Below are 20,543 nucleotides of genomic sequence, written 5' to 3' on the forward strand. Positions count from 1 at the left end.
AGGAAAGCTGGGTGCATCGGGGTGCTGCCGGGCAGGGGTCAACTGCCCGGAGCGGCAGAGGTCAACTGCCCGGGGTGTCGTCGGTCAGCCGCCCGGAGCCGCGGCGGTCGTCCGCTGGTCCTTCTTGCTGATCTTGCCGATGCCGGTCTGCGGGAAGGCGGTCACGAACTCGACCCGGTCGGGCACCTTGTACGCGGCGAGACCGCGCTCCCGTACGAACTTCTTGATGACGACGGGCTTCATCGGTTCGGCGTCCGCGCGCAGGATCACGTAAGCGAGGGTCCGCTCGCCCAGGTACTCGTCGGGGACGGCGACGACCGACACGTCGTGGACGTGCGGGTGGGCGAGGATGATGTTCTCGACCTCCTCCGGCGCGATCTTCTCGCCGCCGCGGTTGATCTGGTCCTTGGCCCGGCCCTCCACCACCAGATGCCCGGTGGGGGTGCGGCTGACGATGTCGCCGGTGCGGTAGAAGCCGTCGGCGGTGAACGAGCGGGCGTTGTGGTCGGGCGCCCGCCAGTAGCCGCGGATGGTGTACGGGCCGCGGGTCAGCAGATGGCCCGCCTCACCCTCCGGTACGTCCTGGTCGAGGTCGTCGACGATGCGGATCTCGTCGTCCGGGGAGATCGGACGGCCCTGCGTGGTGACGATGGTCTCCGCCGGGTCGTCCAGACGCGTGTAGTTCACCAGGCCCTCGGCCATCCCGAAGACCTGCTGGAGCGTGCAGCCGAGCGCGGGGGCGACCCGGCGCGCGGCCGACTCGCTGAACTTCGCGCCGCCCACGAGCAGCACTTCGAGGCTGGAGATGTCGTACGGCGTGCTGCGCCCCGCGTCCGTCCACACCAGGGCGAGCGGCGGGACGAGACCGGTGATCGTCACCCGTTCCCGCTCGATGAGCGGGAACGCGGTGTCCGGGTCGGGCTGCGGGCACATCACGACACGGCCGCCCGCGTACAGCAGACCGAGTGAACCGGGCGAGGAGAGAGGGAAGTTGTGGGCCGCGGGCAGCGCCACGAGATAGACGGAGTCCTCCGTCACCCCACAGAGCTCGTTCGAGCCCCACAGCGAGTACATGTAGTCGTCGTGGGTGCGGGGGATCAGCTTCGGTACGCCGGTGCTGCCGCCCGACAGCTGGAGGAAGGCGAGGTCGGACGGCTCGGGTCCGTCGATCTCGATCGGTTCGCGCGGCACGTCGGCGAGCGCGGTGTGCTCGCCGGGGTCGCCGACCACGAACACGTCACGCAGCGTGGGAACTTCGGCGAGAACCTTGGACGCGAGGTCACGGTGGTCGAAGCCGCCGACCTTGTCCGGGATCACGTAGGCGACGGCCTCGGTGAACTCGCAGAAGTAGTGGATCTCCGTCTCGCGGTGCGCGGGCAGCGCGAAGACCGGCAGCGCGCCGATCCGGAAGAGCGCGAAGATCACCTCGAAGAACTCTGCGACGTTCGGCAGCTGGACGACGACCCGGTCACCCTTGGTGATGCCGCGCGCGGCAAAACCGGCGGCCAACTGGTCGGCTCGTACGTCGAGTTCGCCATACGTCCAGTTACGGTCCCCGTCGGTGATCGCGACCCGGGCGGGGTGCGCGTCGGCGCGCTCGCGGAGCATGCCGCCGAACGTCTCGCCGCGCCAGTACCCGGCGGCGCGATAGCGCTCGGCGAAGACCTCCGGTATCGGTGGCGCGTCAGTGCGGCTGTCCGTCGTCGTCATCGGTCGACTCCCACCGCGTCCAGGAACGTACGGAACTTGGCGCCCGTCTCGGCGCGTTCGGCCTCCGGCGAGGAGTCGGCCACGACGCCCGCGCCCGCGAAGAGCCGCAGCCGTCCGCTGCCGTCCTGCGTCTCCTCGGCCTCCGCGCAGCGGATCGTGACGACCCACTCGCCGTCGCCGCGCGCGTCGCTCCAGCCCACCATGCCGGTGTAGTGACCGCGGCCGAAGGGCTCGAGCTCGCCGATCACGTCACGGGCGTGCCCGGTGGGGGTGCCGCACACGGCCGGGGTCGGGTGCAGGGCGGTGGCCAACTCCAGGGCGGAGGTGGCCGGTTCGGCGAGTTCGCCGGTGACGGTCGTGGACAGGTGCCACATGGTGGCGGTGCGGACCAGCGTGGGCCGCTCCGGCACGTCGAGGTCGGTGCAGAACGGGGCGAGGGCCTTGTGCACGGCGTCCACGACGACCGCGTGCTCGTGCAGGTCCTTCGCCGATTCGAGCAGCGCGGCCGCCCGGCGCACATCCTCGGCCAGGTCCGCCGAGCGGGGCGTCGAACCGGCCAGCGGGTTGGCGGTCAGACGGTTGCCGTGCCGCGAGACGAGCAGCTCAGGGCTCGCGCCGAGCAGGGTCCGCCCCGCGCCCGTGGGCACGGCGAAGGAGTAACCGCGCGGGTCGCGGCGGGCCAGGCGCTGCAGCATCGCGGGCAGGTCGAGCGGTCCTTCCGTGGACAGCTCCAGGGTGCGGGCCAGAACGACCTTGTCGAACTCGCCGCGCTTCATGCGGGCGACGGCGGCCTCCACCGACGCGGCGTACTCCGCGCCCGATGGGACCTCGCGCACCTGCCAGCCGCCGGCCGTGGCGGGCGGCGGCGTGGGCAGCGCCACGAGCGGGTCGGTGCGCAGCGCGGGCGCCCAGCGCGCCGCTTCGGGCACCGTGAGCACGGCGGGCTCGGTGGGGTCGAAGGGGATGGAGCCCACCACGATCGGCGCCTGGTTGCCGGCGCGCCGCTGCGCGTCCAGGGTGGCGGCGACCCGCTCCGTCAACGGCCGCTCGTCGTGGGGTACTTCGGCGGCGTTGCCGTGGGCGAGGAGGGTGCGGGTGGGCGACGCGAAGAACCGGGTGTCGCCGGGTCGGTAGGCGTCGAGCAGTGCGGTCGCCGCGCCGACGGCCCCGGGGGTGGTGGGGGCGGCTTCTGCGACCACGTCGTTGGGGGGTGTCACGGATGACTCCTCGTCAAGTAGGGGAGGGCGGCGCGGCTTTCAGGCGCGCAGGGTGGCGCCGCCATCCACGTACAGGTCGTGCAGGGTGATGTGCCTGGCCCGGTCGGATACCAGGAAGGCGACCGCTTCGGCGATGTCGGAGGGGTCGGCGATCCGGCCGAGCGGAATGCCCACCCGGTACGAGGCGGGGTCGCCGTCGATGACCCGGGCCTCGGCCTGCTCGTGATCGCCGGTCCACAGCTGCCGCTGCATGTCGGTGTGGGTGGAACCCGGCGACACGACGTTGCAGCGCACGCCGTCGCGGGCGACCTCGAGGCCGAGGCATTTGGTGAACATCGTGGCGGCGGCCTTGGACGCGGCGTACGCGGCCATCTGGGTGCGGGGCACCCCGGCGGCGTTCGAGCCGACCGTCACGATGGAGCCCTTGCCCCGCGCGGTCATGCGGCGTGCCGCCGCGCGCGAGGTGTGGAAGACGCCGTTCGTGTTGACGGCGAAGGTCTCCGCCCAGTCGGTGTCGGTGAGTTCGACGACCGGGGCGGGCCTGAGAATGCCCGCCACGTTCACGAGGATGTCCAACGGCCCCACGGTGCGCTCGACTTCCTCGAACGCGGCGTCCACGGCCGCCGCGTCGGTGACGTCGAGGACCATGCCGGTGACGCGGCCGCCGCCCGCCGGCCGCTCTTCGACGTCCTGTTCCTTGACGTCGGGCGACCGGTCGGCGGCGACGACCCGCGCGCCGCGCTCGGCGAGCGCGCGGGCCACTGCCTGACCGATGCCCCGGCCCGCGCCGGTGACCAGAGCCACCCGGCCCGCGAGCTCAGGGTCGGTTATGCCGGAAGTCACTTGCCCATCGCCTTCTCGACGTCCTCAAGGACGGAGACGGCGGCCTGCGCGCCACCGAGGCTGGTCCACTTCGAGCCGTCGATCTCGGTCGTGTGGTCCTTCTTGACCGCGTCGAGCTGCTTGTACGCGGCCTTGCCCTTCAGCTCCTTGAAGAGGTCGGCGTCAGGACCGGCCGACGCGAGGGTGCCGATGAACAGCCAGTCGGCGTCGATCTGCTTCAGGTCCTCGTCGCTGAGCGGCGTCGAGTGGCCCTCGCCCTTCTTGTTCTGGATGCCGGGCCGCTTGAAGCCGAGGTCCTTCAGGACGTCGGAGATGAACACGCCCTGCTGCATGACGGCGGTGCCCTTGGCGGAGTAGCGCGCCACGGAGACGCTCGCGCCCGCGTTGTCGCCGAGGTCCTTCTGCACGGCGGCGGCCTTGGTGTCGTAGTCCTTGAGGAACGCGCTCGCCTCGTTGGACTTGCCGAGCACCTCGCCGGTGAGCTCCAGGGACTTCTTCCAGTCCTTGGTCCTGTCGATCGTGACGACCGTCGGGGCTATCGCCTTGAGCTGCTTGAGCACCTGCTGGTCGGCGAGCTGGCCCGCGAGGATGACGTCCGGCTTGGCCTGCAGCACCTTCTCGATGTCGGGTCCGGTGACCGCACCCACGACCGGGATGCCCTTGGCCTGGTCGGCCAGATACTCGGGGGCGCCCTTCTGGCCTCTGCCCGCGGACAGGCCGACGGGCTTGACCTTCAGGGCGAGGGTGGAGTCCAGGTCCATCTCGCTCAGCGCGATGACCTTCTTGGGATTGGCCGGAACCTTTACCTCCGCACCGGAGGCGTCGGTGACGGTGACGTTCTTCGCGGCGTTTTTGGCGTTGCTGCTGGAGTCGGAGTCGTCGGACGAGTCCGAACCGCAGGCGGAAAGGGTGAGCGCGGAGGCCAGAGTGAGGGCCGCAACCGCGGTCAGCCGGGTACGCGGGGAGTGGTTCGAGGACATGTCCGTGATCTCCATGCTTCAGTTGCCCGGCGGTCAGTCCGGACATAAGGGTTATTCCTGGCCGTGTCGGGGCATGACGAAGTACCCCTGAAAGAACAGGGAGTTCGCCGCCACCCCGACTCGGGGCTCCAGGTCAAGGTTAGGTTAGGCTAACTTCATGTTGGTTGCGCAAGGGGGCCGGGTCCCAACGTCCGGATCCAGACCTCCGATACCGGGCTTGGCGAAGATGCATCGCCCCACGCTGTGGGCGGCTGCCGCCCTCGTTGTCCTGCTCTTCCTCCTCGGCCTGCTCTCGCTCCTGGTCGGATCCGGGTCGACGCCGATGGGCCGCGCCTGGGACTTCCTCGCCGGAGATGCCTCCGCGCGGGCCGACGCCCAGATACGGCTCGCCGTCATGGACGTACGCCTCCCGCGTACGCTCGCCGGCGTCCTGGTCGGCGTCGCCCTCGGCGCGGCCGGCTGCCTCCTCCAGGCCGTCACGCGCAACCCGCTCGCCGAGACGGGCCTCCTCGGGGTCAACTCGGGTGCGGCGCTCGGCGTCGTGATCGGTCTCACATACTTCGAAGTGACCTCGGCGTACGGCGTGTTGGTGTGGGCCCTGGTCGGCGGCATGGCCGCCAGCGCGGTGGTCCTGCTGCTCGCCGCGTCCGGCAGGGCCGCGGGCTCGCCGCTGCGGCTCGTCCTCGCCGGATCGGCGCTCGGCGCGACCTTCCACGGCATGACGTCGTACGTCCTCCTGGGAGAACAGGCCACTTTCGACACCTACCGCTACTGGACCATCGGCTCCCTTGCCGGCATCAAAACGTCCGAGACCTACCCCCTGATCCCGCTGATCGCGGCCGGGCTCTTCATCGCCTTCTGCTGTGTGCGCCCGCTCGCCGCCCTCGCGCTCGGCGACGACAGCGCACGCTCCCTCGGCCACCACCCGGGGCGCATCCGCCTGGTCGTCGCCGCGGCGGTGACCCTCCTCGCGGGCTCGGCGGTCGCCCTCGCGGGCCCCATCGCCTTCCTCGGCCTCCTCGCCCCGTACGCCGCGCGCGCGGTCACCGGCCCCCGGATGGCGGGCCAGTTGGTGCTCTCCGCGCTGGTCGCGGCGAACGTGATGATCGCCGCGGACCTCCTCGCCAGGGTCGTGATCCGCCCCTGGGAGACCCCGGTCAGCGTGCTGCTCGCCTTCATCGGCGGCCCGTTGCTGATCTGGATCGCCCGGTCGCAGCGGATGTCGACGGCGGGGGTGGCCGCGTGAGCACCGATCGCATGCCCGACGGCAGACCCGCGACCTCGGCCGACAGCACCTCGCCCGACATCACCCCGCCCGACTCCACCGCCGTACGCGTCGGGACCTTCTCCTGGCTCTTCCCCTACCGCAGCGCCCTCGCCGCCGTCGGCCTCACGCTGGTCATCGCGGTGGTCGTCTCGCTCGCCACCTTCGCGAGCTCCACCGGGATGAGCTTTTCCGACAGCCTCTCCGGACTGCTCGGAACCGGCGACTCCGCCACCGTCATGCTGGTGCAGGACTTCCGACTGCCGCGGATTGCAGTGGGGCTCATGGTCGGCGCGGCGCTCGGCATCGCCGGGTGCCTGACGCAGACGCTCGCCGGCAACCGCCTCGCCACCCCCGACATTATCGGCGTCAACGAAGGCGCCACCGCGGCCGTCGTCGCCTCCGTCGTCGGTTCGTCCACCGGCATGATCGGTGACTGGTGGCTCGGCCCGCTCGGGGCCGCCGCCGCGGCCATGCTCGTCGTCGCCTGCGCGGGCGGCGCGGGCAGCGGGGGATACCGCATCCTGGTCGTCGGCATCGGCGTCTCCACCGTCATCGGCGCCGTCACCGACCTCGTCATGTCCCGCGAGAACGACAACACCGCGGGCGGCGTCTTCCTCTGGACCGTCGGCTCGCTCAGCGGCCGTGACTGGGGCGTCGGCACGCCCCTGTCTGTCATCCTGCTCATCCTCGTACCGCTGTCCCTCGTCGCCGGCGGCCGCCTCCAACTCCTGCGCTTCGACGACGACATGGCGGCCACCCTCGGCGTGAACGTCCGCCGGGTCCGCGCCGTGACCCTCGCGCTCGCCGTCGCCCTTTCCGGCGTGGCCGTCGGCATCGGAGGCCCGATCGCGTTCGTCGCGCTCGCCGCACCCGTCGTCGCAGGCCGACTCAGCGGACCCACCCGGGTCCCGGTCATCGGCTCGGCCCTGGTCGGCGCGGCGCTCGTGGGCGCCGCCGACGCGCTCGGCCGGGTCGTCGCCCCCGTGGAGATACCCGTCGGCGTCATCACCAGCGTCCTTGGCGGACCCTTCCTCCTGTGGGTCCTCTTCGGCAAGAACTCCGAGCAGACCGGAAAGGCCTGACCCGTGCAACTGACCGTCGAGGCGCTCACCTCCGGCTACCCCGGCCACACGGCTGCCGTGGACGGCGTCGACCTGACCATCCCCAGCGGACAGGTCGCCGCCATCGTCGGCCCCAACGGCTGCGGCAAGTCGACGCTGCTTCGTTCCATCTCCCGGCTCCACAAGCCGAGTTCGGGCACGGTCCGCGCCGGGGACGAGGACGTGTGGCAGCTGACCCAGCGCCGCGCGGCCCACCGCATCGCGCTGCTCGCGCAGTCCCCGCAGGCCCCCGAGGCGGTCACCGTCGCCGGACTCGTCCGCTACGGCCGCCACCCCCACCAGGGCCTGTTCCGCCAGTGGTCGCGCGAGGACGAGGACGCCGTGCGCGACGCCCTCGAAGCCACCGGCACCACGGACCTCGCCACGCGCCGCCTCGACCACCTCTCCGGCGGCCAGCGGCAGCGCTGCTGGCTGGCGATGGTCCTGGCCCAGCAGACACCGATCGTGCTCCTCGACGAGCCGACCAGCGCCCTTGACCTCGGGCACGCCGTGGAAGTCCTCTCCCTGGTACGGGAGGTGGCCGCCGCGGGCCGCACCGTCGTCATGGTCCTGCACGACCTGGCAAGCGCCGCCCGCTACGCCGACACCGTCATCGCCATGAACGCGGGCAAGATCGTCGCGAACGGGCCGGCCCGCGAGGTGGTGACCGCCGAGCTGGTCAAGGAGCTGTACGGGATCGACGCGGACATCCTTCAGGCGCCGGGGGACGGCTCCCCGGTGGTCGTACCCTCCGCGAAGGCGACGACGGTCAAGCAGTCCGGCTGACCGCGAAGTCCGCCGCCGTCCACGCGAGCCCCACGGCCCCGTCGATCAGGGCCTGTTCGGCGACCGGCGTGGCGGCCGCGGCGGCGAACTCCGGCTGGTGCGGGCCGCAGCCGCCCCCGCTGATGTCGAGCACGGGGTGGATGGACGGGACGACATGCGAGACGTTGCCCATGTCCGTGGACGCGAAGGGACCGCGCCGCTGCGGTTCGGGCCGCCCGAGGGCGCGCGCGTTGCTCTCCCACAGGGCGACGAGAGCGGCATCGGACCGGAAGTCGAGATAGTCGGGCGCGGGCTGTTCGAGCTCCACCGCGCACCCGGCGGCGAGCGCCCCCGCCCGGAAACAGTCGGCCACGCGCTCCCGCAACTCACGCAGCTCTTCGACGGACGGCGTCCGCAGCGCGTAGGCGGCACTCGCCCGCTCGGGGATCGCGTTGAGCGCGGTCCCGGCCTCGGTGGTGATGCCGTGCACCTTCCACTCCCCGGGCAGCTGCTGCCGGAGCAGCCCCAGGGCCACCTGCGCCACGGTCAGCGCGTCGGCCGCGTTCCGTCCGTCCTGCGGGTTGAGCGCGGCGTGCGCGGACTTGCCGGTGTACGCCACCGAGAGCGCCCCCATCGCGTACGAGTGGAAGTCGGCCACCTCGAACGGGCACGGGTGAACCATCATCGCCGCGTCGACCCCCTTGAAGGCCCCGGCGTCGAGCATCAGCGCCTTCCCGGCCCCGCTCTCCTCCGCGGGAGTCCCCAACACCCGTACGGTGAGCCCGAGTTGATCAGCCACCGGAGCGAGCCCGAGAGCGGCCCCCACGCCCGCCGCCGCGATCAGATTGTGCCCGCAGGCGTGCCCCATGCCGGGCAGCGCGTCGTACTCACAGGCCAGTGCGACAGTCACGGGCCCTGACCCCAGGGTGGCCTCGAAGGCGGTGTCGAGCCCGTAGGCGGGAGCGGTCACCGCGAACCCGTGCGCACGCAGCACATCCACACACCACCCGGCGGCCTGCCGCTCCTCGAAGGCGATCTCCGGATGAGCGTGAATGCGCCGACTGAGCCCGACGAGCTCACCCCGCACGTCGCCGATCCGAGCCCGGATCTCCTCCTTGAGCCCATCGAGCCCGTCGCCTGTCACACGTCCTCCTCGCCACTGCCACTGTCGCCTGTTGCCACCGAACATCCCGCCCGGCCAGCTTACGGTCGGCGGCGCTCCCGCTCAGACCGGCAGCAACCGCCCGATCAGCGCGCTGAGCTGGCGTGCGTTGCGGCACTCGTACATGTGGACCAGCTCGGCGTACGTGCCGGCCGCCGAGTCGCCGGTCTGCCACTGGGCGTGGCGTTCCGGGTTGAGCCAGTACAGCCGGCGGGCGCGGGAGGCGATGGTGCGCAGGGCGGGGACGTTCGGGTCGCTCATGTTCGTGCGGGCGTCACCGAGCACGAAGACCGTGGAGCGCGAGGTGACCGCTTCTGAATAGCGCTCGGCGAACTCACCCAGCGCGGAGCCGTAGTCGCTGCTGCCGTGGTGACCGGTGACCGCCGCGCCCGAGATGATGCGGCCGCTCAGGCCCTCGGGGTCGGCCGTGCCGCGGGCGATGAGGTCCGTGACCTCGTCGATGCGGTTGACGAAGGCGAAGACCCGCACCTTGCTGAACTGGTCGTGCAGCGCCTGGACGAGCAGCATCGTGAAGTTGGCGAATCCCGCCACCGAACCCGAGACGTCGCACAGGAGTACCAGTTCGGGGCGGGCGGGGCGGCGCCTTCGCAGGACCGGGCGCATCGGGATGCCGCCCGTGGACAGCGAGCCGCGCAGCGTCCTGCGCAGGTCGATGTGGCCGCGGGCCGCACGGCGGCGGCGGGCGGCGAGGCGCGTCGCGAGTTTCCGGGCCAGCGGCTGGACGGCCCTGCGGAGGTCGTCGAGCTGCGCGCGGCCCGCGATGAGGAAGTCCACCCGGTCGGCGGTCGGGGCGATGGCCCGCCGGGCGATCACCTCCGCACCGCGCCGCTCGGCGACCCGGCGGCGCGCTTCGTCGCCCACGAGCGCGCGGAAGCCCTCGATGCGGCGGCGGATCTCGTCGGCGGTGAGCCGGTCGGCGAACTCGGCGTCGACGGCGGCTCCTTGGCGGATGCCGGCCAGGACGCGGGCCAGCAGGGTCTCGGGGCGGAGGCGGGACAACGTCTGGTGCGACGACCAGCCGTCCGAGCCTCCGGTGCCTCCCGACCCGGGCAGCGTCCCGTAGCCGCCCATTCCCTCCACCGCCTCGGCCGCCAACTGGGCCAGCAGGGCCTGGTCGTTGGCGGCCAGGGCGGCGGCCAGGCGGTCACGCAGGTCTTCCCTGTCGAATTCCTGCTCGGCACGGGAACTCGTCGCAGTGTCCGGTGCTCCGATCCCGCGCGGGAAGTACAGGTCGAAGACCGGATCAAAGACCGGCCGCTGCCCCTCGCTGTGCAGCAGCGCGGCGGCGAGCCCCTCCCGCACCCGCTCCCGGTCGGTGAGGCCGAGCGCCTCGAGGGCCTGGGCGGCATCTACCGTCTCGCCCGTGCCGATCCGGATGCCGTGCGAACGCAGCGCCTGCACGAGCGCGGTGAGCCGCTCCGGAACCCCGGTGGCCGCCCCGGTCACACCGTGTCCAGATCCAGTTTGGCCGCCGCCTTCAGCACGTCGTCCTGGTGCTTGAGCACGACGCCGAGACTGTCTCGTACGACGTCCTCGTCGAGGGACTCCGCGCCGAGGGCGATGAGCGTACGGGCCCAGTCGATGGTCTCGGCGACCGACGGGGCCTTGCGCAGGTCCATCGCGCGCAGCGCGCCGACCACGCGTACGACGGACCGGGCGAGCGCCTCGTCGAGTCCGGGCACCTTCAGGCGCACGATGCGGCGCTCCAACTCCTCGTCGGGGAAGTCGATGTGGAGGAAGAGGCAGCGGCGGCGCAGCGCCTCGGAGAGTTCGCGGCTTGCGTTGGAGGTGAGGACGGTGAAGGGACGGCGGGTGGCGGTGATGGTGCCGAGTTCGGGGACCGTGACCTGGAAGTCGCTGAGGACCTCAAGGAGCAGGCCCTCCACCTCGACGTCCGCCTTGTCGGTCTCGTCGATCAGGAGCACCTTCGGCTCGTCGCCGCGGATGGCGGTGAGCAGCGGGCGCGGGAGCAGGAACTCCTCGCTGAAGATGTCCGTGCGCGTCTCGTCCCAGGACTCGTCGCGGCCCGCCGTGATGCGCAGGAGCTGCTTGGCGTGGTTCCACTCGTAGAGTGCGCGGGATTCGTCCACGCCCTCGTAGCACTGGAGCCGGACAAGACGCGCGTCCGCGACCTCGGCGACGGCCTTGGCCAGCTCGGTCTTGCCGACTCCCGCGGGGCCCTCCACGAGCAGCGGCTTGCCCAGGCGGTCGGCCAGGAAGACGGTGGTGGCGACGGCCGTGGAGGCCAGATAGCCCGTCTCGGCGAGCCGTGTGGCGACATCGTCCACGGATGTGAAGAGCAACGGGGCCTCCGGCTTGTGCGGGTGAGTCGTGCGGGTAAGCGGTTGCTTACTCCACCTGATCAGACCGCCGGTCCCCTCCACAACGGTGCCGCCGTGTTTGCGTCGAACGTCACGTGCGGTGTGACGCCACGGGGCCCCGGCACCCGCCGCAGGCTGCTGAGTCCAGTTCCGAGACCCACCGGGCTCCGTGGCGTCTTCTCGTATCCTTGCGGCATGAGGCGGACCTCCTTTGCCGACTGGCCCTGCTCCATCGCCCGCACCATGGACCTGCTGGGCGACTGGTGGACGCCGCTCGTGCTGCGCGAGGCGTTCTACGGGATCAAGCGGTTCGACTCCTTCCAGCAGGAGCTCGGGATCGCGCGCAACACCCTGACCGACCGGCTGCGCCGTCTGGTCGACGAGGGACTCATGGAGAAGCGCGCGTACCAGAGCGAGCCGGTGCGCTATGACTACGTGCTGACCGAGAAGGGCCGCGATTTCTTCGGCGTGCTCGCCGTGATGAACAGCTGGGGCAACCGCTGGCTGAGCGGTGACGAGGGGGCGCCGGTCGTCTTCGAGCACGACCGCTGCGGCCACGAGACCGAGGCCGAGGTGGTCTGCGGTCACTGCAAGGAGCCCATGTCGGCCGCGGACACGCACGCACGCCTCGGCCCCGGCTACCCGGCGCGGCTCGCCGAGCGGCCGGACATCCGGGACCGCTTCAACCGCTGAACCCCCGTCGCGCTGTCAGGACGCTCACCCTTGACGCGTGAGTCTATCTACGCAACTCTCGTGGTCAGCGAGGTAGGGATGGCGACAGAGAGATGCCAACAGAGAGGCGACCCACGATGGAGTGGACAGGCGCGCGCTATGCGGACAAGCCGACGGCCGAGGTGCGCACGCGGATCGCCGCGTCACCGGAGCGCGTGTGGGAGCTCGTCTCCGACATCACCCTGATGCCCACGCTGAGCGCGGAGCTGCGATCGGCCGAGTGGCTGGAGGGAACGACCGGGCCCGCGCTCGGCGCGCGATTCGTCGGCCGCAGCGAGCACCCGTCGTTCGGTGCGTGGGAGACCACGTCGTACGTCGTGGAGTGCGAGGCCCCGCGCGTGTTCGCCTGGGCGGTCGAGGACCCCGAACGGCCCAGCGCCGTCTGGCGGTTCAACCTCACGGCCGCGGACGACGGCGGCACCGAGCTCACCCAGTGGATGCGGATGGGACCGGGCCGCTCGGGTCTGTCGTACGCGATCGACCGGATGCCGGAGAAGGAGCAGAAGATCGTGTACGTACGGATGCGGGAGTTCGAGCAGAACATGACGGCCACGCTGGACGCGATCAAGAAGCTGGCCGAGGGAGCCGAGGGAGCCGAGGGAGCCGAGGGAGCCGTGGGCGCCGAGGGCCCGGCTGCCGGGAAGGCCGACGCCTGATGCGCACGTCGACGACCATCGAGGCGTCCGGGGCGAACTGGCGGGAGACCGTCGACTTCGTCACCGAGGCCGAGAAGCTGGGAATGGACATCTGCTGGGTGGCGGAGGCGTGGGGCTCCGAAGCGCCGTCCCCGCTCGGCTACCTGGCCGCGCGCACGGAACGCATGCTGCTCGGTTCCGGCATCATCCAGCTCGCGACCCGGACCCCGGCGGCCATCGCCCGCGCGGCGATCACCCTCTCGAACATCTCCGGGGGACGGTTCATCCTCGGGCTCGGTCCGTCGGGGCCGCAGGTGATCGAGGGCCTGCACGGGGTGCCGTTCGCGCGTCCGCTGACCCGGATGCGGGAGACCGTGGAGATCGTCCGCCTGGCGGCCTCGGGGGAGAAGATCTCGTACGAGGGGCGGGAGTTCACCCTGCCGCTGCCCGGCGGCGAGGCCAAGCCCATGCGCCTGTCCATGCGCGCCGAGCACGAACTGCCCGTCTACCTCGCCACGCTCTCGCCGAAGATGCTGCGCCTGACCGGCGAGATAGCCGACGGTTGGCTGGGCACCAGCTTCGTCCCCGAAGGCGCGAAGGAGGCGTACTTCGACCACCTCGACGCGGGCCTGGCCGCATCCGGCCGCACCCACGGCGACCTGGACGTCTGCCAGGGTGCCGAAGTGGCCTTCGCCGACGACGAGGACACCCTGCGGGCGATGGTCGCGGGCCGCAAGAAGGAGCTCGCCTTCAGCTTGGGCGGCATGGGCTCCGCCACCACCAACTACTACAACAACGCCTACAGCAGGCAGGGTTGGGCGGACATCGCCGCCGAGGTGCATGAGCGCTGGCAGTCCGGTGACCGCGACGGCGCGGCCGCCCTGATCACCGACGACATGGTCCTCGCCACCACCCTCATCGGCACCGAGGACATGGTCCGCGAGCGGCTGCGGGTGTGGCGCGCAGCGGGCGTGGACACGGTCCGCTTCTACCCGGCGGGCGAGAGCCTGGAGGCGCGGCTCACGACTTTGGGGCGGGCCATGGATCTGGTGCGGGATCTGGAGACGGAGTTGGCGCGGGAGGCGTCGGAGTGATGTGACCTCAGCCGTGTGCGACGGCCTGACCTGCGGTGCCCAAGATCCCCAACTACCGGCCACCGAGGGCCTGTTGGCTCCGGCTGACCCTTGATCTACCCTGGATCCGCCTGAGGGGGTAGCCGCATGAGTGGAAGCGTCGAGCACACCCGGGACAGCAAACGCACGGCCCCGGCCGGCAAGGGGGAGCGGGTCGCCGACTGGGCGGACGGCCGTCTGGGCATCCACACCCTGGCCAAGAGTCAGATGCGGAAGATTTTCCCCGATCACTGGTCGTTCATGTTCGGGGAGATCTGCCTCTACAGCTTCCTGATCCTGATCCTCACCGGGGTCTGGCTGACGCTGTTCTTCGAGCCGAGCGGCTCCGAGGTGATCTACGACGGCGTCTACACCCCGCTCAAGGGCATCCAGATGACCAAGGCCTTCGAGTCCACGGTCGACATCAGCATGGAGGTGCGCGGCGGCCTGCTGATCCGGCAGATCCACCACTGGGCCGCGATCGTCTTCGTGGCCGCCATGCTCGTGCACATGATGCGGGTGTTCTTCACCGGCGCGTTCCGCAAGCCGCGCGAGGTCAACTGGCTGTTCGGCTGGACGCTGCTGTTCCTCGGGATCATCACCGGCCTCACCGGCTACTCACTCCCGGACGACCTGCTCTCGGGCACCGGCATCCGCTTCGCACAGGGTGCGATCCTCTCCGTCCCCGTCGTGGGGACGTACCTCTCCTTCTTCCTCTTCGGCGGAGAATTCCCGGGTGACGCCATCATCCCGCGGCTCTTCAGCGTGCATGTGCTGCTGTTGCCGGGGATCATGCTGGGGCTCGTCGTCGCCCACCTGATCCTGGTCTTCTACCACAAGCACACCCAGTTCGCCGGGGCCGGGAAGACCGAGAAGAACGTGGTCGGGGCGCCCTTCATGCCCATCTACATCGCCAAGGCGGGCGGCTTCTTCTTCCTCGTCTTCGGCGTCCTGGCGCTGATGGGGGCGATCGCCACCATCAACCCCGTGTGGGTGATCGGGCCCTACCGACCGGACCTGGTCTCCACGGGCGCTCAACCCGACTGGTATCTGGGCTTCTCCGAGGGCCTGATCCGGGTGATGCCCAGCTGGGAGATCAACGCGTGGGGGCACACGCTCGAACTGGGCGTCTTCATCCCGTTCTCGCTCTTCCCGCTGATCCTGGCGGCGATCGCCGTCTATCCGTTCATCGAGGCCTGGGTCACCGGCGACAAACGCGAGCATCACATCGCGGACCGGCCGCGCAACGCCCCGGTGCGCACCGGGCTCGGCGTGGCGTGGCTGACGCTGTTCGCCGTTCTGATGGTCGGCGGCGGCAACGACATCTGGGCCACGCACTTCCATCTCTCCATCAACGCGATCACGTGGTTCGTGCGGATCGCCTGCTTCGTCGGGCCGGTCCTCGCCTTCTACGTCACCCATCGATGGTGCATGGGGCTCCAGCTCCGCGACCGCGAGAAGGCGCTGCACGGCCGGGAGAGCGGAACGATCAAACGCCTGCCGCACGGCGAGTACGTGGAGGTCCATGTGCCGCTCACTCAGGGCGAGTTGTACAAACTGACCGCGCACGAGCAACCCAAGCCGTACGAGATCGGCCCGGCGGTCGACGAGCACGGCGTCGCACGCAAGGTCACCCGCGGCGAGCGGATGCGGGCGCGGCTGGGGCGGGCCATGTACGGTCCGTCGGCGCAGGTGCCGAAGGCGACGCCCGAGGAGTACCTGGAGATCCAACAGGGCAGTGGGGACGGACACCATTGATCACGCCACGCGGCGTGAGCTCTGCGGTTAGCCTCGCGGAGTGACACAAGTACCCGAGAAAAAGCCGACGTTGTACGCCATCAGTGATCTGCACGTCGCGTACGCCGAGAACCGGAAGTTCCTCGAGTCCCTGCGCCCGGAGACCGACGAGGACTGGCTGATCGTCGCGGGGGACACCGCCGAGCGCATGGCCGACGTCGAATGGGCGCTGCGCACCCTTACCGACCGTTTCGCCAAGGTGGTGTGGACGCCGGGAAACCACGAACTGTGGACACCACGCGACGACCCGAACCAGCTGCGGGGCGAGGCCCGTTACCGCCATCTCGTGGACCTGTGCCGCTCCCTGGGCGCGGCGACCCCCGAGGACCCCTACCCGGTGTGGCGCGGCGACGGCGGGCCCGTCACAGTGGCCCCGCTGTTCCTGCTCTACGACTACACGTTCCGCCCCGAGGGCACGCACGCGAAGCGGGACGCGCTGGAGGCGGCGCACGCGGCGGGCGTCGTCTGCACGGACGAGCTGTTCCTGCACCCGGACCCCTACCCGGGCCGTGACGACTGGTGCCGCGCCCGCGTGGCGTTCACCGAGGAGATGCTCGCCCGGCGGACGCCCGGCCTGCCCACGGTCCTGGTCAACCACTGGCCGCTGGTGCGCGACCCCACCCGGATCCTGACCTACCCCGAGTTCGCCCTGTGGTGCGGCACCGAGCTGACCGCCGACTGGCACGTGAAGTACGAGGCGACGGCGGTCGTCTACGGCCACCTGCACATCCCCCGCACCACCTGGCACGACGGCGTCCGCTTCCAGGAGGTCTCGGTCGGCTACCCCCGAGAATGGCGCCGAGACCACCACCCCGCCCCACGCCTCCGCCAAATCCTGCCGGAGCCGCGGGACGTCTGACACGGGGCCGGCCGGTCAGCCCGCCGGGCCGGGGCCGGCCGATTCAGGCCTGCCCCAGACCCTGCGCCCCTTCCATCTGCCGGTCGGCGGCGAGGCCGAATTCCCTTAGCCAGTCCGGGCGTACCGCCGCCATGCCGAAGCCCGACGGGCTTCGCAGGGGGCCGTGTGACAGGTGTTCCTCGCGGTAGCGGCGGCAGTCGCGGTGCCAGGTGTGGATGCCCGCCATCCAGTTCTCGAGATCGCGTACGTAGTCGTCGAGGATGTCCCGTGTCGGCTGAGGGAGGCTGAAGTCGTCGTAGAGGACGGGGAGTTCGTGGGTCACGATGTGCTGGAACTGGCTCAGTCGCGACTTCATCAGGTCGTCGATGATGCCGAGCGCCGTCGGGTAGTCGCAGTCGAAGAAGTTCTGGACGACGAGGATGCCGTTGTGGATCTCGCCCTCGTACTCGATCTCCTTCTGGTAGGAGAAGACGTCGTTCATCAGGGCCGAGTAGTCGACCACGGCGTTCTCCAGGTTCTGCATGGGGCCGCTCCGGTAAATCTCCGGCGGGACCTGCGGGCCGTTGCCCAGGCGGCACAGGCTCAGGGTGAGCGGGGCGCCGAAGGTGAGGCGGCGCATCTCGATGTAGTCGACGGGGTCGGGGATACGGTTCTGTGCCTGGTTGTCCAGCTCCCAGAGCCAACTGGCCGTCATGACCTCGACGGCGGTGCGCAGCGTGCGCCGCCCCTCGTCGTCCATCGGGCCCGCGGTGCGCACCCACAGGTCGGCGAGGCCACGCTCCATCGCGCTCGCCGGCGCGGGCATGTCGGCGAAGTCCTGCGGCATGAAGAGCGAGAGCCGGTCGTTGCAGAGCTTCGCCCCCGCCAGGTCGCGGGGCCTGCCGAAGACCACGGGGAAGTAGTCGTCCCCGTACGTCCCCCAGGTCAGCCACTGCGAGCCCAGGTCGAGGGCCTCGAGGTCGGCGTCCGGGTGGATGCCCGCCGCGCAGAGCGGGAAGTCGTAGCCGTACAGCTTGTGCGCGTCCCAGATGTCCGAGCTCGGCACGCCGGGCTGGGGCCGGAGCATGCCCATCCGGCTCGCCCACTGCACGGCACGTGGGCGTGCCGCCTCCAGGTGAGGGGAGAGGCGGGTCTTGAACGGCAGGTTGAAATCGGGCAGCAGGGACGGGCCCACGCGCTGGAACGGGACGTGCGTGTAGCCGCGCAGCCGCTCCGCGCCCGTGGCGGCGATCAGCGCCTTGATCCCGGCGGCGGCCGTACCGGGGCCGGTGGGCCCGTCCAGCGGCGAGGGCGTGGCGCCGCCCTTGTTCATGTAGCGGCTGGACGCCATGTGCCACTCCTGCCCGCCGGACTGCCAGTCCTGGAGTCCCTTGGTGTACGCGAGGACGTCGGCGCACTCCTTCGGCGGCAGCCCCGTCTCCACGAAGAGCGGGGCGAGTTCCGTCAGCGCCGTGTTCTCGAACTGCTGCATCCGCGAGGTCAGCAGGTCGTTCACGGCATCGGCCGCCTCCTGTGTGGAGCAGTCCAGGAACTTCTCCAGGACCAGTACGCCGTTGGAGAGTTCACCCTCGTCCTCGATCTCCCGCTGGTACGAGAAGAGGTCGTTGCGCAGGTGGACAGCATCGGAGAACGTCTCCTTGAGGACGCGCAGCGGCCTTGACCCGGCGACGGCCGGGGGGACCTCCGCGCCCGTCGCGTACTCGATCAGCCCCGCCGACCAGGGCGCGCCTCCCACCTTGCGGCGCATCTCGATGTACTCGACGGGGTTGGCGATCCGGCCCTCGTTGATGTTCGAGAGCTCCCACAGGGACTCGTTGAGCAGATTCTCCGTGCTCTCGGCGAACCGCGCCCGCCAGTCACGCGACATGAACGGCACGGTCCGCGCCCAGAGGTCCGCGAGACCCGCTTCGACCGGATTGGTCGGCTCCGGCACGGGCGTGGACAAATCCATCGGCATGAAGGCGGGCAACCGGTCCAGATAAGCTCTGCCGCCCTCACGGTCATGGGTCCGCTTGAACAGTTCGAGAAAATGGTCGTCGAAGAAGAACACCCACACGTACCAGTCGGTGACCAGGGACAACGCGGGTCCGTCGCAGTCGGGGTGGGTGTACGCACACAGCAGCGCGTAGTCATGGGCGTCCAGGTCACGCTGCTCCCAGACGCCCGAACCCTCCAGCATCCCCATGTCGCGTGCCCACTTCCCGGAGTGCTCCCTTGCCTCTTCCACATGAGGGTTGAGGCGGGCGGGATGCACCATGTAGAAGCTGGGCAGTTCGAAGGGCTGCGACATACGGCGTTCTCCTCGCGACGGCGGCGACGGCGGCGGCAACGGCTGCTTACGGGCAGCGGAGCACTACCCGAGCGGGGGTGACCGATGCGGTGACCGCCGGAGCGTCACACCATTGCGTGATCCACGCGGTTCAAACTTCGCCGTGCCGAGTCGGCGTGCTGCGACGGTGGCGACTCGGCGGGAGGCGACCGGTGGCGGCTCGGCCGGCGGTGAGGATGAAGCAGGGGACACCGCCCCGTCAAGGCCCGTGACACGACCGGAATTTGACGCCCGACGCCCCCTTGTATACGGCATCTTTGTCGATCTAGCCTGCTGGCGCTCAAGCGCTTCAGCTCGGCGGCCGCCGACCGTCGGCAACCCTCCCCGCCCCGTAGACAACGTTGCCAACCCGACGCGCACGTACGACGAGGAGAACTGCCCATGATCCAGCCGTGGTTCACGGACTCCAAGCTCGGGATCTTTCTCCACTGGGGCATCTACAGCGTGGACGGGGTGGCCGAGTCCTGGTCCTTCTTCGACGGACGTGTCCCGTACGACCGGTACATGGCGCAACTCGACGGCTTCACCGCCTCCGCCTACGACCCCGAGGCATGGGCCGACCTCTTCGTCCGCGCGGGGGCCCGCTACGCCGTCCTCACCGCCAAGCACCACGACGGGGTCGCCCTCTGGGGCACGGCGGCGAACGACCTCTCCGTCGTCAAGCGCACCCCCGCGGGCCGCGACCTCATCACCCCGTACGTCGCCGCCCTGCGCGCCCGAGGCATCAAGGTCGGCCTCTACTACTCGCACCTGGACTGGTCCCACCCCGACTACGCCACCGTGCGCCCCGACGGCCAGGACCCCGCCGAACGCGGCAACCGCTACTCCATGCCCGCCGTAGGCGAGGAGTCCGAGGAGAGGTGGGCGGACTTCCTCGCCTTCCACCGCGTACAGGTGCGGGAACTCCTCGAACGCTTCGAACCGGACCTGCTGTGGTTCGACGGCGAGTGGGAGCGCAGCCCCGAGCAGTGGCGGATGGCGGAACTCGCCGAGGAGATCCGGGCGCTCTCCCCGCACACCGTCGTCAACGGCCGCCTCACCGGGCACGGCGACTACGCCACCCCCGAGCAGGGCGTCCCGATCGAACCGCCGCCCCAGCCCTGGGAGTTGTGCCTCACGGTCAACGACTCGTGGGGACACCAGCCGCAGGACACGAACCACAAGTCGCCGCGTCAACTGGTCCGCATCTTCGTCGAGGCCGTCGGAGGCGGCGGCAACCTGCTCCTCGACGTCGGCCCGAAGGAGGACGGCACGCTCCTCCCCGAACAGATCGAGCGCCTCGAAGCGCTGGGGGAGTGGACGGGTCGGCACGCCGCAGCGGTCTACGGGACGGTGCGCGGCCTTCCGCACGGCCACTTCTACGGCCCTTCGACGCTCTCCGCCGACCGCCGCACCCTGTACCTGTTCCTCTTCGACCGGCCCAACGAGTACGTGGTGCTGCGGGGCGTGCGCAACGGCGTGACCTCCGCGCGCGTGCTCGGTACGGACACCGTCGTCCGGCACGAGCGCGTCGGCGGACTCGGTGACGTACCGGGCTGGGAGTACGTGCACCTCACCGACGATCTCCTCGATCCGCTGTGCACGGTCGTCGCCCTGGAACTCGACGGCGACCTCGACCTGTACCGCGCGCATACGCGCGACTGAGCGCCCCGCTAGATGTGCGGTTCATGCACTGCGGGCCGGTGGGGGCTGG

General features: G+C 70.5%; 17 protein-coding genes. 9 read left to right on the forward strand and 8 right to left on the reverse strand.

Annotated features, from left to right (window positions below):
- Positions 1 to 84: 84 nt before the first annotated feature.
- From ACZ5U5_RS33785 to ACZ5U5_RS33800, 4 genes are read right to left on the reverse strand one after another with little or no spacing between them, the layout of a single operon-like run.
- The gene (locus ACZ5U5_RS33785) at positions 85 to 1,710 is read right to left on the reverse strand and encodes a (2,3-dihydroxybenzoyl)adenylate synthase (protein ID WP_469029374.1); all 1,626 of its coding nucleotides are present in this window, start codon (positions 1,708 to 1,710) and stop codon (positions 85 to 87) included.
- Positions 1,707 to 2,927: an isochorismate synthase DhbC gene (gene dhbC / locus ACZ5U5_RS33790; protein WP_469029375.1), complete on the reverse strand. Its 1,221-nt coding sequence runs from the start codon at positions 2,925 to 2,927 to the stop codon at positions 1,707 to 1,709. The genes ACZ5U5_RS33785 and dhbC overlap by 4 nt, the downstream gene beginning before the upstream one ends.
- Before the next feature lie 39 nt (positions 2,928 to 2,966).
- Positions 2,967 to 3,770 (reverse strand): 2,3-dihydro-2,3-dihydroxybenzoate dehydrogenase, encoded by an 804-nt coding sequence (locus ACZ5U5_RS33795; protein ID WP_453443846.1) that lies wholly within the window; start codon positions 3,768 to 3,770, stop codon positions 2,967 to 2,969.
- Entirely contained in the window at positions 3,767 to 4,750 is a 984-nt protein-coding gene (locus tag ACZ5U5_RS33800) for an ABC transporter substrate-binding protein (protein ID WP_469029377.1), read from the reverse strand. The genes ACZ5U5_RS33795 and ACZ5U5_RS33800 overlap by 4 nt, the downstream gene beginning before the upstream one ends.
- Positions 4,751 to 4,976: 226 nt before the next feature.
- Here ACZ5U5_RS33800 and ACZ5U5_RS33805 point away from each other — a divergent pair, with 226 nt between their 5' ends.
- Genes ACZ5U5_RS33805 through ACZ5U5_RS33815 form a run of 3 tightly spaced genes read left to right on the forward strand, consistent with a single transcriptional unit; the run spans position 4,977 to position 7,903 of the window.
- Positions 4,977 to 5,996, forward strand: a complete 1,020-nt coding sequence (locus tag ACZ5U5_RS33805) for a FecCD family ABC transporter permease (RefSeq protein WP_469029815.1) — start codon at positions 4,977 to 4,979, stop codon at positions 5,994 to 5,996.
- Positions 5,997 to 6,007: 11 nt separating this feature from the next.
- Complete coding sequence (locus ACZ5U5_RS33810) at positions 6,008 to 7,099, forward strand: FecCD family ABC transporter permease (protein ID WP_469029817.1); 1,092 nt, start codon at positions 6,008 to 6,010, stop codon at positions 7,097 to 7,099.
- Positions 7,100 to 7,102: 3 nt separating this feature from the next.
- Positions 7,103 to 7,903, forward strand: coding sequence for an ABC transporter ATP-binding protein (locus ACZ5U5_RS33815; RefSeq protein ID WP_469029379.1), 801 nt, complete (start codon positions 7,103 to 7,105; stop codon positions 7,901 to 7,903).
- Here the strand turns inward: ACZ5U5_RS33815 and ACZ5U5_RS33820 are convergent.
- The 3 genes from ACZ5U5_RS33820 to ACZ5U5_RS33830 form a co-directional block, all read right to left on the reverse strand.
- A complete protein-coding gene (locus ACZ5U5_RS33820) occupies positions 7,887 to 8,990 on the reverse strand; it encodes a M20 family metallopeptidase (RefSeq protein WP_469029820.1) in 1,104 nt (367 codons plus the stop codon). The genes ACZ5U5_RS33815 and ACZ5U5_RS33820 overlap by 17 nt on opposite strands.
- 117 nt (positions 8,991 to 9,107) lie before the next feature.
- Positions 9,108 to 10,511, reverse strand: coding sequence for a vWA domain-containing protein (locus ACZ5U5_RS33825; RefSeq protein WP_469029380.1), 1,404 nt, complete (start codon positions 10,509 to 10,511; stop codon positions 9,108 to 9,110).
- Entirely contained in the window at positions 10,508 to 11,368 is an 861-nt protein-coding gene (locus ACZ5U5_RS33830; RefSeq protein ID WP_469029381.1) for an AAA family ATPase, read from the reverse strand. The genes ACZ5U5_RS33825 and ACZ5U5_RS33830 overlap by 4 nt, the downstream gene beginning before the upstream one ends.
- 213 nt (positions 11,369 to 11,581) lie before the next feature.
- Here ACZ5U5_RS33830 and ACZ5U5_RS33835 point away from each other — a divergent pair, with 213 nt between their 5' ends.
- From ACZ5U5_RS33835 to ACZ5U5_RS33855, 5 genes are all read left to right on the forward strand, one after another.
- On the forward strand, positions 11,582 to 12,079 hold the full coding sequence (locus ACZ5U5_RS33835; RefSeq protein WP_469029384.1) for a winged helix-turn-helix transcriptional regulator: 498 nt from the start codon (positions 11,582 to 11,584) through the stop codon (positions 12,077 to 12,079).
- Positions 12,080 to 12,195: 116 nt separating this feature from the next.
- A complete protein-coding gene (locus ACZ5U5_RS33840) occupies positions 12,196 to 12,774 on the forward strand; it encodes an SRPBCC family protein (RefSeq protein ID WP_469029385.1) in 579 nt (192 codons plus the stop codon).
- The gene (locus tag ACZ5U5_RS33845) at positions 12,774 to 13,847 is read left to right on the forward strand and encodes an LLM class flavin-dependent oxidoreductase (RefSeq protein WP_469029387.1); all 1,074 of its coding nucleotides are present in this window, start codon (positions 12,774 to 12,776) and stop codon (positions 13,845 to 13,847) included. Before ACZ5U5_RS33840 ends, ACZ5U5_RS33845 begins: the two co-directional genes overlap by 1 nt.
- Positions 13,848 to 13,973: 126 nt before the next feature.
- A complete protein-coding gene (gene qcrB, locus ACZ5U5_RS33850; RefSeq protein WP_469029388.1) occupies positions 13,974 to 15,623 on the forward strand; it encodes a cytochrome bc1 complex cytochrome b subunit in 1,650 nt (549 codons plus the stop codon).
- Positions 15,624 to 15,663: 40 nt separating this feature from the next.
- Positions 15,664 to 16,521: a metallophosphoesterase family protein gene (locus ACZ5U5_RS33855; protein WP_469029390.1), complete on the forward strand. Its 858-nt coding sequence runs from the start codon at positions 15,664 to 15,666 to the stop codon at positions 16,519 to 16,521.
- Positions 16,522 to 16,564: 43 nt separating this feature from the next.
- Here the strand turns inward: ACZ5U5_RS33855 and ACZ5U5_RS33860 are convergent, their stop codons facing one another.
- Positions 16,565 to 18,811, reverse strand: coding sequence for a terpene synthase family protein (locus ACZ5U5_RS33860; RefSeq protein ID WP_469029391.1), 2,247 nt, complete (start codon positions 18,809 to 18,811; stop codon positions 16,565 to 16,567).
- A gap of 420 nt (positions 18,812 to 19,231) precedes the next feature.
- Here ACZ5U5_RS33860 and ACZ5U5_RS33865 point away from each other — a divergent pair, with 420 nt between their 5' ends.
- On the forward strand, positions 19,232 to 20,494 hold the full coding sequence (locus ACZ5U5_RS33865; protein WP_469029393.1) for an alpha-L-fucosidase: 1,263 nt from the start codon (positions 19,232 to 19,234) through the stop codon (positions 20,492 to 20,494).
- Positions 20,495 to 20,543 lie beyond the last annotated feature (49 nt).

It is taken from the genome of Streptomyces sp. NPDC033177 (assembly GCF_055577715.1).